This is a genomic window from Micromonospora sp. WMMC250 (assembly GCF_027460215.1).
GTDB classification, from domain to species: Bacteria; Actinomycetota; Actinomycetes; order Mycobacteriales; family Micromonosporaceae; genus Micromonospora; species Micromonospora taraxaci.
Map to the genome: position 1 here is coordinate 2,461,224 of NZ_JAPZBJ010000002.1, position 13,601 is coordinate 2,474,824.

Here is a 13,601-nt window from a genome sequence, read left to right on the forward strand (position 1 = left end):
TCAGGCGGTGGCGCTCAGACCGAAGCTCTCCACCGCGTGCGCCGCGTCCGGACCGATCGGGCGGATCTTCGGCAGCGTCGGCTCCGACGCCGACCAGGCCACCGCACAGAGCGCCGCCACCGCGTCCAACGGCCGACCCGACCCCGCCAACTCCAGCGCACCGTCGCGGTCGGTGACCGACCAACCGCCGGCGTCCGCCGGGCCCGGCACCCGCACGACGGCCGCCGGGTCGAAGAGCCCCGCCAGGTCCCTCGCGACGTACGTGGGCCGCCGGCGCGGCTCCGCGGCCAGCAGATCCGGTACGCCATGCACACCGGTGAGCACCAGCAGGCTGTCCAGGCCGGCGCGGCGGGCACCCTCGATGTCGGTGTCCAACCGGTCACCCACCACCAGGCTCCGGCCTTCGCCCGCACGTCGAGCCGCCGTCTCGAACAACGCCGACTCCGGTTTGCCGACCACCACGTCGGGGTCCCGTTCCAGCGCCGTCCGCAACACGGCCACCAGCGAACCGTTGCCCGGCAACGGGCCCCGTCCACTGGGCAGCGTCCGGTCGGTGTTGGTGGCGATCCAGAGAGCACCCGCCCGCACCGCGACCGAGGCCTCGGCCAGCTCCGCCCAACCCACCTGCGGGCCGTACCCCTGCACCACAGCGGCCGGATTCTCGTCGGCCCTGGTAACCGGGGTAAGGCCGACCGCGCGCAACTCCGCGCGTAGGGCCTCCGCGCCGACCACCAGGACCGGCGCGCCGGCGGGCAGCCGGTCGCGCAACACCTCGGCCGACGCCGCGGCGGAGGTGAGCACCTCCTCCGGTCGCGCCGGCACACCCATACCCGTCAACAGGGCCGCGACCTCGCTGGACCGACGGGACGCGTTGTTGGTGGCGTACGCCACCGCCACGTTCTCGTCGTGCAGCCGGGCCACCGCCTCGACGGCGCCGGGGATCGGCCGGTCGATCAGGTAGATCACACCGTCCAGGTCGAAGACGACCAGGGTGTACCCGTCGACCAGCCGCTCCCCGACGTCCGCGCTCATCGCTGCGTCGACCCGGACTCGTCGTCCCCGGCCGGCGCGGTCCGCTGGGCGTCGACCGCGCTGTCGGACGTCGCCGTGGCGTCGGAATCGGTGTCCGCAGCGGCGCTGCGCACGGCCTCGTCCGGGTGACGATCCTCGTCCTCGTCGTCGAAGCCCTCGTCATCGCCGGAGCGACCGACGACATCGTCCTGCTCGTCGTCGTCGAAGTCGTCGTCTTCTTCGTCGTCGTCTTCGTCGTCGTCGTCTTCGTCGTCGTCTTCGTCGTCTTCGTCGCCGGTCAGGTCGGCGTCGGGTCGGGCCGGGACCGCTCCGGGAGCACCCGGGCCCGCGGCGATCTCCTCCGCGGCCTCGTCCTCCTCGTCGCCCTCGATGACGACACCGTCGAGCTCCAGCAGCCGCTCGGCGGCGTCGGTCTCGCCCTCGGTGTCGACGTCGGCAGCGCGGGAGAACCACTCGCGGGCCTCCTCGCGCCGGCCCACGGCGAGCAGCGCGTCGGCGTACGCGTACCGCAGACGGGCCGTCCACGGCACCGTGGCCTCGCTGGTGAGGTCCGGGACCTGGAGCATCGCGACCGCGGCGTCCTTCTGGCCGAGGTCTCCCCGCGCGCCGGCGGCGACGATCAACAGCTCGATCGCCACGGCCTGGTCCAGCTTCTCCCGGTCGGCACCACGGAACAGGTCGATAGCCCGCTCCGGCCGGCCCAGAGCCCGCTCACAGTCCGCGAGCACCGCCAGGTGGCTCTGCAACCCGCTCATCCGGTGGTACGTGCGCAGCTCGGCGATCGCCGTCTGCCACTCCCCCGCGTGGTACGCGGCCAGGCCGACAGCCTCGCGGACGGCGGAGATGCGCGACGCGAGCCGACGGGCGGCCAGCGCGTGCGCCAACGCCTCCGCCGGGTCCTCGTCGATCAACTGACCGGTGGCGACCAGGTGCCGAGCCACCGTCTCGGCGACCGGCTTGTTCAGCGAGAGCAGCTCAGCGCGAACGTCCTTGTCGAGGTCGGTCGCGACGATGTCGTCCGGCAGCGCCGGGGCAGAGCTACGGCCGCCCTCGAACGACTCGGCGCCACCAGCGCGGTCGTCGCGGCGGAACTCGCCCTCACGGCGCGGTCGCTCCTCAGAGCGGGAAGCACCCGCCCGGTCACCGCCCCGGTAGCCGCCGTCACGGTCGCCACCGCGGAAACCGCCCGTACGGGGAGCGCCACCCTCGCGACGATCACCGCCGCGGAAGCCGCCTTCGCGGTCGCCGCCACGGAAGCCACCGCCTTCACGACGGTCACCCCCGCGGAAGCCACCCTCGCGGTCGCCGCCACGGAAACCACCCTCGCGACGGTCACCCCCGCGGAAGCCACCCTCGCGACGGTCACCACCACGGAAACCACCCTCGCGGTCGCCGCCACGGAAACCACCTTCGCGACGGTCACCACCACGGAACCCACCCTCGCGAGGAGCGCCGCCGTCGCGCGGTCCGCTCGGCCGCGAGCTGTCCCGGTCGCCGCCGCGGAAGCCACCTTCGCGACGGTCACCACCACGGAAACCGCCTTCGCGGTCACCGCCACGGAAGCCACCGCCCTCACGACGGTCACCACCACGGAAACCGCCCTCGCGGTCACCACCACGGAAGCCGCCACCCTCGCGGGACGCACCAGGCCGAGAACCCTCGCGGAAACCACCCTCACGACGGTCACCACCACGGAAACCACCGTCCCGGTCGCCGCCACGGAAGCCACCGCCCTCACGACGATCGCCCCCACGGAAGCCACCCTCACGAGGAGCGCCGCCGTCACGCGGTCCGCTCGGCCGCGAGCTGTCCCGGTCGCCGCCGCGGAAACCGCCCTCACGACGGTCGCCGCCACGGAAGCCACCCTCGCGACGGTCACCACCACGGAAACCACCCTCGCGGTCACCGCCACGGAAGCCACCGCCCTCGCGGGACGCACCAGGCCGAGAACCCTCGCGGAAACCACCCTCACGACGGTCACCGCCACGGAAACCACCGTCGCGGTCACCGCCCTCGCGACGATCGCCGCCACGGAAACCACCCTCGCGGTCACCACCACGGAAACCACCCTCGCGGTCACCACCACGGAAGCCACCGCCCTCACGACGGTCACCACCACGGAAACCACCCTCGCGGTCACCACCACGGAAGCCACCGCCCTCGCGGGACGCACCAGGCCGAGAACCCTCGCGGAAACCACCCTCACGACGGTCACCACCACGGAAACCACCGTCGCGGTCACCACCACGGAAGCCGCCACCCTCGCGACGGTCACCGCCACGGAAGCCGCCCTCGCGGTCGCCGCCACGGAAACCACCCTCACGGGGAGCACCGGAACGAGAGCCATCGCGGTCGCCGCCACGGAAACCACTGTCACGCGGGGCGCCCGAGCGCGAATTGTCGCGGTCGCCGCCACGGAAGCCACCCTCACGACGGTCACCGCCGCGGAAGCCACCTTCGCGACGGTCGCCGCCGCGGTAACCACCCTCACGCGGGGCACTGGAGCGCGAGCTGTCCCGGTCGCCGCCACGGGAACCAGAGTCGCGGCCGCCGGCGTATCCGCCGCGGGTGCCGCCACCGCTGTCGCGGTCTCCCCGGTACGGGGGCCGGTCTCGGTCGTCGCGGCGTGGGCCGCGGTCGCGTCCGCCCGCACCGTCGGTACGGTCTTCGTAACGACGGGGACGGTCTCCGCCCTGCGGTCCTGAACTCACAGGTACATCCTTCCTGATTGCGCCACCAATGGCGCTACGCAGTCGAGGGCCGACCCGGATGGGGCGGCCCTCGACTGGAAGATTGTCCGGCGGCGTCCTACTCTCCCACACCCTCACGAGTGCAGTACCATCGGCGCTGGAGGGCTTAGCTTCCGGGTTCGGAATGTAACCGGGCGTTTCCCCTCCGCCATGACCGCCGTAACTCTATGAACATATCAAACAACCCCGGCACGGACCTCACGTGGGTGTTCGCTTGTTCAGAGTTGCACAGTGGACGCGTAGCAGCTTAGTAGTCAAGTCCTCGGCCTATTAGTACCGGTCAACTGAACCCGTTACCGGGCTTACATTTCCGGCCTATCAACCCAGTCGTCTAGCTGGGGGCCTTACCCCACCAAGGTGGGTGGGATACCTCATCTTGAAGCAGGCTTCCCGCTTAGATGCTTTCAGCGGTTATCCCTTCCGAACGTAGCTAACCAGCCGTGCCCTTGGCAGGACAACTGGCACACCAGAGGTTCGTCCGTCCCGGTCCTCTCGTACTAGGGACAGCCCTTCTCAAGTATCCTACGCGCACGGCGGATAGGGACCGAACTGTCTCACGACGTTCTAAACCCAGCTCGCGTACCGCTTTAATGGGCGAACAGCCCAACCCTTGGGACCTGCTACAGCCCCAGGATGCGACGAGCCGACATCGAGGTGCCAAACCATCCCGTCGATATGGACTCTTGGGGAAGATCAGCCTGTTATCCCCGGGGTACCTTTTATCCGTTGAGCGACACCGCTTCCACTCGCAAGTGCCGGATCACTAGTCCCGACTTTCGTCCCTGCTCGACCTGTCAGTCTCACAGTCAAGCTCCCTTGTGTACTTGCACTCAACACCTGATTGCCAACCAGGCTGAGGGAACCTTTGGGCGCCTCCGTTACCTTTTAGGAGGCAACCGCCCCAGTTAAACTACCCACCAGACACTGTCCCTGAACCGGATAACGGTCCGAAGTTAGATACCCAAATCAACCAGAGTGGTATTTCAAGATTGCCTCCACCCATACTGGCGTATGGACTTCACCGGCTCCCACCTATCCTACACAAGCTAATTCGAGTACCAATGTCAAGCTATAGTAAAGGTCCCGGGGTCTTTCCGTCCTGCCGCGCGTAACGAGCATCTTTACTCGTACTGCAATTTCGCCGGGCCTGTGGTTGAGACAGTGGGGAAGTCGTTACGCCATTCGTGCAGGTCGGAACTTACCCGACAAGGAATTTCGCTACCTTAGGATGGTTATAGTTACCACCGCCGTTTACTGGCGCTTAAGTTCTCCGCTTCGCCCCGAAGAGCTAACAGGTCCCCTTAACGTTCCAGCACCGGGCAGGCGTCAGTCCATATACATCGAATTACTTCTTCGCATGGACCTGTGTTTTTAGTAAACAGTCGCTTCCCCCTGCTCTCTGCGGCCATACAACGCTCCACCCGCGCGGGGCTTCACGTCTCCGGCCCCCCTTCTCCCTAAGTTACGGGGGCAATTTGCCGAGTTCCTTAACCACAGTTCGCCCGATCGCCTCGGTATTCTCTACCTGACCACCTGTGTCGGTTTGGGGTACGGGCCGCTAAGAACTCGCTAGAGGCTTTTCTCGGCAGCATAGGATCACTGACTTCACCTGAATCGGCTCGGCATCACGTCTCAGCCCTCATGTGGTGCGGATTTGCCTACACCACGGCCTACACGCTTACCCCGGCACAACCACCGGCCGGGCTCAGCTACCTTCCTGCGTCACCCCATCGCTTGACTACTACCCGCCAGGTTCCCACGCTCCCCACCATCCGTCCGAAGACATCAGGCAGTTCGGGTGGTTAGCACAACGAGGTTCATCAGGGACGCTCTTTCGCGGGTACGGGAATATCAACCCGTTGTCCATCGACTACGCCTCTCGGCCTCGCCTTAGGTCCCGACTCACCCAGGGCGGATTAGCCTGGCCCTGGAACCCTTGGTCATCCGGCGGAAGGGTTTCTCACCCTTCTTTCGCTACTCATGCCTGCATTCTCACTCGTGCCGCGTCCACAACTGGGTCACCCCGCTGCTTCACTCGCGGCACGACGCTCCCCTACCCATCCACACACCTGCACAAGGAATCAAGTCCAAGCGAGGATAAAATGTGAATGCCACAGCTTCGGCGGTGTGCTTGAGCCCCGCTACATTGTCGGCGCGGAACCACTTGACCAGTGAGCTATTACGCACTCTTTAAAGGGTGGCTGCTTCTAAGCCAACCTCCTGGTTGTCTATGCGACCCCACATCCTTTTCCACTTAGCACACGCTTAGGGGCCTTAGCTGGTGATCTGGGCTGTTTCCCTCTCGACTACGAAGCTTATCCCCCGCAGTCTCACTGCCGCGCTCTCACTTACCGGCATTCGGAGTTTGGCTGATTTCGGTAAGCTTGTGGGCCCCCTAGACCATCCAGTGCTCTACCTCCGGCAAGAAACACGCGACGCTGCACCTAAATGCATTTCGGGGAGAACCAGCTATCACGGAGTTTGATTGGCCTTTCACCCCTAACCACAGGTCATCCCCCAATTTTTCAACATTGGTGGGTTCGGCCCTCCACGCGGTCTTACCCGCGCTTCAGCCTGCCCATGGCTAGATCACTCCGCTTCGGGTCTAGGACACGCGACTGAATCGCCCTATTCAGACTCGCTTTCGCTACGGCTCCCCCACACGGGTTAACCTCGCCACATGCCACTAACTCGCAGGCTCATTCTTCAAAAGGCACGCCGTCACCCCGCAAGGCTCCGACGGATTGTAGGCGAACGGTTTCAGGTACTATTTCACTCCCCTCCCGGGGTACTTTTCACCATTCCCTCACGGTACTCGTCCGCTATCGGTCACCAGGAAGTATTTAGGCTTACCAGGTGGTCCTGGCAGATTCACGGCAGATTTCAGGGGTCCGCCGCTACTCGGGAACACCCACAGAAGGTCAGCAACTTTCACCTACCGGACTTTCACCGTCTACGGTCAGCCATTCCAGACTGTTCGACTAGCCACTAACTTTGTAACTCCTCGAACAAGTGTCAGCTTGTTCAGCAGGGTCCCACAACCCCGACCACGCAACCCCTGACAGGTATCACACGCAGCCGGTTTAGCCTCGATCCGCTTTCGCTCGCCACTACTCACGGAATCACTATTTGTTTTCTCTTCCTACGGGTACTGAGATGTTTCACTTCCCCGCGTTCCCTCCACACACCCTATGTGTTCAGGTGTGGGTGACACCACATGACTGGTGCCAGGTTTCCCCATTCGGACACCCTGGGATCACAGCTTGGTTGACAGCTCCCCCAGGCCTATCGCGGCCTCCCACGTCCTTCATCGGCTCCTGGTGCCAAGGCATTCACCGTTCGCCCTTGACAACTTGACCACAAAGATGCTCGCGTCCACTGTGCAATTCTCAACAAACGACCAACCCACAACCCCAACAGCCCCACACCAAACCCAACACCAGTTGGCGGTATGCGGGGCCAGGCCATGCCTGGCAACCTCGCGAACCCACAGGCTCGCTACGGTTCCGAAAGAAACAACACCATGGTTGTTCTTTCAGGACCCAACAGGGTGCTCACATCCTCCCCCAGCCGCACCAGAAGCCACCGTTCCCACCACCCGAAAGTGGCTGTACTAGGCGCCGCCGGCCGTTGCCAGGGCAAAACTTGCCAGTGTCTCCGCCATTCGAGCACCCCACCACCACATTCGGGCAGCGCGGGCTCCTTACCGACTTTCGTCGGAAGGTGCTCCTTAGAAAGGAGGTGATCCAGCCGCACCTTCCGGTACGGCTACCTTGTTACGACTTCGTCCCAATCGCCAGCCCCACCTTCGACGGCTCCCTCCACAAGGGTTGGGCCACCGGCTTCGGGTGTTGCCGACTTTCGTGACGTGACGGGCGGTGTGTACAAGGCCCGGGAACGTATTCACCGCAGCGTTGCTGATCTGCGATTACTAGCGACTCCGACTTCACGGGGTCGAGTTGCAGACCCCGATCCGAACTGAGACCGGCTTTTTGGGATTCGCTCCACCTCACGGTATCGCAGCCCATTGTACCGGCCATTGTAGCATGCGTGAAGCCCTGGACATAAGGGGCATGATGACTTGACGTCATCCCCACCTTCCTCCGAGTTGACCCCGGCAGTCTTCGATGAGTCCCCGCCATAACGCGCTGGCAACATCGAACGAGGGTTGCGCTCGTTGCGGGACTTAACCCAACATCTCACGACACGAGCTGACGACAGCCATGCACCACCTGTGACCGCCCCCGAAGGACCCCCCATCTCTGGAGGTTTTGCGGCCATGTCAAACCCAGGTAAGGTTCTTCGCGTTGCATCGAATTAATCCGCATGCTCCGCCGCTTGTGCGGGCCCCCGTCAATTCCTTTGAGTTTTAGCCTTGCGGCCGTACTCCCCAGGCGGGGCGCTTAATGCGTTAGCTGCGGCACAGGGAACCGGAGAGGCCCCCCACACCTAGCGCCCAACGTTTACAGCGTGGACTACCAGGGTATCTAATCCTGTTCGCTCCCCACGCTTTCGCTCCTCAGCGTCAGTATCGGCCCAGAGACCCGCCTTCGCCACCGGTGTTCCTCCTGATATCTGCGCATTTCACCGCTACACCAGGAATTCCAGTCTCCCCTACCGAACTCTAGCCTGCCCGTATCGACCGCAGGCTTGGGGTTGAGCCCCAAGTTTTCACGGTCGACGCGACAAGCCGCCTACGAGCTCTTTACGCCCAATAAATCCGGACAACGCTCGCACCCTACGTCTTACCGCGGCTGCTGGCACGTAGTTGGCCGGTGCTTCTTCTGCAGGTACCGTCACTCTCGCTTCGTCCCTGCTGAAAGAGGTTTACAACCCGAAGGCCGTCATCCCTCACGCGGCGTCGCTGCATCAGGCTTCCGCCCATTGTGCAATATTCCCCACTGCTGCCTCCCGTAGGAGTCTGGGCCGTGTCTCAGTCCCAGTGTGGCCGGTCGCCCTCTCAGGCCGGCTACCCGTCGTCGCCTTGGTAGGCCATCACCCCACCAACAAGCTGATAGGCCGCGAGCCCATCCCAAGCCGAAAAACTTTCCACCACCAGCCATGCGACCAGCAGTAATATTCGGTATTAGCCCCCGTTTCCGAGGGTTATCCCAAAGCTTGGGGCAGGTTGCTCACGTGTTACTCACCCGTTCGCCGCTCGAGTACCCCGAAGGGCCTTTCCGCTCGACTTGCATGTGTTAAGCACGCCGCCAGCGTTCGTCCTGAGCCAGGATCAAACTCTCCAACAAAAAATTAGTTGAACAGCTATCCCGGCAACAAACAAATTGTTGCCAAAGGAATCCCAACCAGCCAGCAAAAACTGACCAGTCCGGGGTATAAATCATAATTGGCACTGGCTTTACAAGCACCCTGTTGAGTTCTCAAAGAACAACCACACACCGACCAGAAGCCCCACCAAGTGGAACCCCAACCGGGGCTTTACCGCTCTGCGTTCCCAGCGCTTTCAGCGCCAGGCACTTTTACTACGTTACCCGCTGGTTTCCGCTGTGTCAAACCGGTGTTTCCCAGTTCGTCATGCTTCGTCCAGTCGTGCGGGCACCATGTCTCGACCGGCTTGCGCCGCTCTCGTCACGGATTTGGCAGGCCGGCCGCTGCGGTTTCCCGCAAGCTCGCCCGGTGCCCTGCCGGTCGTAAACCTTACCCGGTCGGCTTCGCCGCACCAAATCCGCCTCGCGGCCAATCCGGCAAGCCCCGCCCGGCCGTGTCTCACAGGAACGAACCCCTGCCTGACCCGGTCACCAGCTCGTTTTTCGGGCTGAGGACTTTCGTCCCGTTTGCCCCGTTCCGCGCTGGCAGAGAGAAAGTTACGCGTCCGGCGGGATGATCGTCAAATCCGCCGGACGCGTCCCCCGTCACATCGTCGACACTCGGCTATTCGCCCAGCTCAACGCCCGCGAACGAGCGCTTGCCGCGGCGCAGCACCAGGTACCGCCCGTGCAGCAGATCGGCCGGCGAGACCTCGGCGTCCACTGCGGTCACCCGGTTGTTGTTCACGTAGGCGCCGCCCTCGGCGATCACCCGGCGAGCCTCCTTGAGGCCGTTCACGAGCCCGGAGTCACGCAACAGGCCCGCCACATCCGGCAGCTCACCGGAGAGCCGCACCAGCCCGGCCTCCATCAGCGCCGCGCGGAGCGTCTCCGGTGCCAACTCCTCCAGCGAGCCGCGCCCGAAGAGCGCCTGACTGGCCGCGATGGCCTGCCGCGTCTCCTCGGGCCCGTGCACAAGGGTGGTCAACTCCTCGGCGAGCGCCCGCTGCGCGAGGCGGGCCGCCGGCCGTTCGGCGGTGGCCTTCGCCAACTCCTCCAGCTCATCGCGGGTACGGAAGCTGAAGTACCGCAGGTAGCGGTCGACCTCCTGGTCCTCCACGTTGAGCCAGAACTGGTAGAACGCGTACGGGCTGGTCATCGTCGGGTCGAGCCAGACCGCCCCGCCCTCGGTCTTGCCGAACTTCGTGCCGTCGGACTTGGTGACCAGCGGCGTCGTGAACGCCTGCACCGGCCCCGCGCCTCGCCGGCGTACGTAGTCGACGCCCGCGGTGATGTTGCCCCACTGGTCGGATCCGCCGAACTGCAGCTGACAGCCGTGTCGGCGGTGCAGCTCGAAGAAGTCGTTGGCCTGGAGCAGCTGGTAGCTGAACTCGGTGAAGCTGATGCCGGTCTCCAACCGGGCCCGCACCACCTCCCGCGCGAGCATCTTGTTCACCGGGAAGTGCTTGCCCACGTCGCGCAGGAACTCGACGACCGACATCTCGCCGGTCCAGTCCAGGTTGTTGACGACCTGGGCCGCGTTCTCGCCGGTGTACGACACGAAGGGCGCCAGCTGGTCGCGGATGCGCTCCACCCACCCGGCGATCACGTCGGGCGGGTTGAGGGTCCGCTCGGCGCTCTCCTTCGGGTCACCGATCTGCCCGGTCGCCCCGCCGACCAGCAGCAACGGGCGGTGGCCGGCGAGTTGCAGCCGGCGGGCCATGGTGACCTGCATGAGGGAGCCGACGTGCAGGCTCGCCGCGGTGGGGTCGAAGCCCACGTAGTACGTGGCGGACTTCCCACCGTCGAGCAGCTCGCGCAGCTCGTCGAGGCCGGTCGAGTCCTGTATCAGGCCACGCCAGAGCAGGTCGTCGGTCAGGGAGTCCCGCCCGGGCGGCGGGAGGCTACTGTCGGTCACGGTCACCGATTCTCCCCCATCGCCGGCGCAGACCCGTACCGGGTTTGCCGCAACCCGCCACGGTTAGGCTTGCGCCAAGTTGATCGAGGAGGGATTCGCCGTGGAGATTCCGGACGTGACGGGTGGTCTCGTCGCCCTGCTCGGCCTGACGTTCAAGGAGGCGTCCCCGGACCGGGTCGTCATCAGCTGGCAGGTTCGACCGGAGCTGCACCAGCCGTACGGCATCCTGCACGGCGGGGTGTACTGCTCGGTCGTGGAGACCGCGGCGAGCGTGGGTGGCGGCCTCTGGCTGGCCGACCGGGGCACCGTCGTCGGGGTGTCGAACCAGACCGACTTCCTGCGGGCCGTCCGCGACGGGGAGCTGACCGCGGTCGGCACTCCGGTGCACCGGGGCCGCAGCCAGCAGCTGTGGCAGGTGGAGATCACCGACGCCGACGATCGGCTGGTCGCCCGTGGTCAGGTACGGCTGCAGAACCTGTCCCGCGACTGAGCTACGGCCGCCGGTCGGCTCAGCTGCGGGCCTCGTCCAACACCGGCTCCGGGGTCTGCTCGGCGTCGCTGTCGCTGTCGTCGGGTACACGGCTGAGCCGTACCTCGGTGATCGCCCGGTGGTCGATGCCGGCCACCATCAGGACCCAGCCGTCCAGGGTGACGTCCTCCCCGGCCACGGTGGGGATGTGCCCGAGCCGGGCCAGCACGAGGCCGGCGACGGTGGTGTAGTCCCCGGCCGGCCGCGAGGGCAGCTCGACGCCGATGTCCGGAAGGTCGTGCACCGGGAAGGTGCCGGGCAGCAGCAACGCGCCATCCGGGTCGCGGCGAACCGAACTCACGTCCCGGTCGGTCTCGTCGTAGATCTCCCCGACGATCTCCTCCAGGATGTCCTCCAGCGTCACGATGCCGTCGACGGCGCCGCGCTCGTCCACGACCAGCGCGATGTGCTGGCGCTCGGCCTTGAACTGGCGCAGCGCGTCCACGACGGGCAGCGAGTCGGGCAGCAGCATGGGCGGCCGGGCGATCTCGTCGACCGGGCGGTCGTCCGGCACTCCCACCAGGTCACGCAGGTGGATCACGCCGGCCGTGTCGTCCAGGCCGCCGTGGCGCACGACCGGCGCCCGGGAGTGCCCGGTGGCGGCCAGCACGAGCCGCGCGGCCTCCGCCGTGGTCCCGCTGTCGAGCGTGAAGACCTGCAACCGGGGTACGAGGACAGCCCGCAACCGCCGGTCCGCGATCTCCACGGCGCCCGCGATGATGGTGCGTTGCTCCTTGGTGAAGCCGTGGTTGCCGGCGACGATGTCCCGCAGTTCGTCCGGGCCGATCTCCTCCGGCTCGTGCTTGGGGTTGAGCCCGACCAGGCGGACCACCAGGTCACTGGTCGCGCCGAGGGCCCAGACGGCGGGGCGGGTGAAGGAGGCCAGCAGGTCGAGGGGACGGGCCACCAGCAGCGCCCACCGCTCGGCGGACTGCATGGCGATCCGCTTGGGCGCCAGCTCGCCGAAGACCAGGGTGACGAAGGTCAGCACGAGGGTGACCGCCACGATCGCCACCGTCTCGGCGGCGCCGCCGAACACCCCGAGCAGCGGCACCAGGGGCTTGGCCAGCGAGACCGCCGCGGCGGCGGACGCCAGGAAACCGGCGAGGGTGATGCCGATCTGGATGGTGGCGAGGAAGCGGTTCGGGTCCTTGGCGAGCCGGGCCAGCACCCGCCCTGCGCGGCTGGTGCGCTCCAACCGCTGGATCTGGCTGTCCCGCAGTGACACCAACGCCATCTCGCTGCCGGCGAAGAGCGCGTTGATCACGATCAGGATTCCGACCAGGGCCAGTTGGCTCCCGTAGCTCTGCACGCCCGGTTCGCTCCCTCTCCGGTGGTGGCACCGGCCGGTACGCGCGGCGCCCCGCCGGTGGGTGAGCCCGCCCGGCGTAGGCGTCTCTTTGCCCCGTCCCGCACCGGCCGAATCCTGCCGCAGCGAGGGTACGCCGGATTGACGCTAGGCCGGGCCGGGGGTCGGTGAGGTCGGCAGGTCGAGGACGTACGAGTCGCCCTCCGGACGGAAGCCGAGCCGGTGGTAGTAGGGGGCGACCATCCGGGGCGGGCTGACCACCCGGTGGAAGCCCCGTTCGGTGAACAGGTGGCTGCGCCGGTAGACGAACTCACCCGGGGTGAAGTCGCGGAACTTCGGGGTCACGTAGTCCAGGTCGATCTGGGCGACGCCGCGCGCCTCCGCGTGCGACAGCACCACCCCGACCACCTCGTCGGCCGTGACCACCAGGAACGCGGAGCGCCCCGACGCGTCCGGGTCCCAGTGGAAGCCGGGGTTGAAGCGGGCGATGTCGGCGCCGTGCACCCGCAACGTGTGGGCGAGGAACTGGTCGCCGACGCCGACCTCCACCACCTGGTAGGTCTTCTCGTCGTGACGGGTGGCGAGCATCCCGCGCAGGTACCAGATGTTGATCACCGCGAGCACGATGTTGAGCCCGACCATGGGCCAGACCCCGATCGCGGCGTTGTAGCCGATCAACACGACGCAACCGACGAGGTTGAGCGCGCGCAGCCGCAGGACGCGCGACTGCAACAGGGACCAGACCAGCACCGCGGAGCCGGCCCAGCCGACCAGATCCAACCAGTTCACCCCGCGA

At 66.1% G+C, this 13,601-nt stretch carries 7 protein-coding genes and 3 rRNA genes; 1 reads left to right on the top strand and 9 read right to left on the bottom strand.

Going from position 1 to position 13,601, the window contains the following annotated elements; genetic code table 11:
- The 7 genes from O3438_RS10625 to tyrS all read right to left on the bottom strand — a co-directional run bounded on the left by O3438_RS10625 (window position 1) and on the right by tyrS (window position 10,967).
- A complete protein-coding gene (locus O3438_RS10625; protein WP_269679815.1) occupies window positions 1-1,032 on the bottom strand; it encodes an HAD-IIA family hydrolase in 1,032 nt (343 codons plus the stop codon).
- Window positions 1,029-1,973, bottom strand: coding sequence for a Replicase polyprotein 1ab (locus O3438_RS10630; RefSeq protein ID WP_269679816.1), 945 nt, complete (start codon window positions 1,971-1,973; stop codon window positions 1,029-1,031). The genes O3438_RS10625 and O3438_RS10630 overlap by 4 nt, the downstream gene beginning before the upstream one ends.
- A 20-nt stretch (window positions 1,974-1,993) precedes the next feature.
- A complete protein-coding gene (locus O3438_RS10635) occupies window positions 1,994-3,523 on the bottom strand; it encodes a hypothetical protein (RefSeq protein ID WP_269679817.1) in 1,530 nt (509 codons plus the stop codon).
- A gap of 304 nt (window positions 3,524-3,827) precedes the next feature.
- Window positions 3,828-3,944 (bottom strand): 5S ribosomal RNA (gene rrf, locus O3438_RS10640).
- Between the two features lie 88 nt (window positions 3,945-4,032).
- A 23S ribosomal RNA gene (locus O3438_RS10645) occupies window positions 4,033-7,141 on the bottom strand.
- Between the two features lie 375 nt (window positions 7,142-7,516).
- A 16S ribosomal RNA gene (locus tag O3438_RS10650) occupies window positions 7,517-9,031 on the bottom strand.
- The 16S, 23S and 5S rRNA genes sit together here, the layout of an rRNA operon.
- Before the next feature lie 643 nt (window positions 9,032-9,674).
- Window positions 9,675-10,967 carry a tyrosine--tRNA ligase gene (gene tyrS / locus O3438_RS10655; RefSeq protein ID WP_269679818.1) on the bottom strand — a complete coding sequence of 431 codons (1,293 nt, stop codon included), beginning with the start codon at window positions 10,965-10,967 and terminating at the stop codon, window positions 9,675-9,677.
- 82 nt (window positions 10,968-11,049) lie between these two features.
- Between tyrS and O3438_RS10660 the strand changes: the two genes are divergently transcribed.
- Window positions 11,050-11,457 carry a PaaI family thioesterase gene (locus tag O3438_RS10660; RefSeq protein ID WP_442929715.1) on the top strand — a complete coding sequence of 136 codons (408 nt, stop codon included), beginning with the start codon at window positions 11,050-11,052 and terminating at the stop codon, window positions 11,455-11,457.
- A gap of 19 nt (window positions 11,458-11,476) precedes the next feature.
- Here the strand turns inward: O3438_RS10660 and O3438_RS10665 are convergent, their stop codons facing one another.
- Both O3438_RS10665 and O3438_RS10670 read right to left on the bottom strand, forming a co-directional pair.
- Window positions 11,477-12,808 carry a hemolysin family protein gene (locus tag O3438_RS10665; protein WP_269679820.1) on the bottom strand — a complete coding sequence of 444 codons (1,332 nt, stop codon included), beginning with the start codon at window positions 12,806-12,808 and terminating at the stop codon, window positions 11,477-11,479.
- Between the two features lie 144 nt (window positions 12,809-12,952).
- Window positions 12,953-13,594: a hypothetical protein gene (locus O3438_RS10670; RefSeq protein ID WP_269679821.1), complete on the bottom strand. Its 642-nt coding sequence runs from the start codon at window positions 13,592-13,594 to the stop codon at window positions 12,953-12,955.
- Window positions 13,595-13,601: the final 7 nt, after the last annotated feature.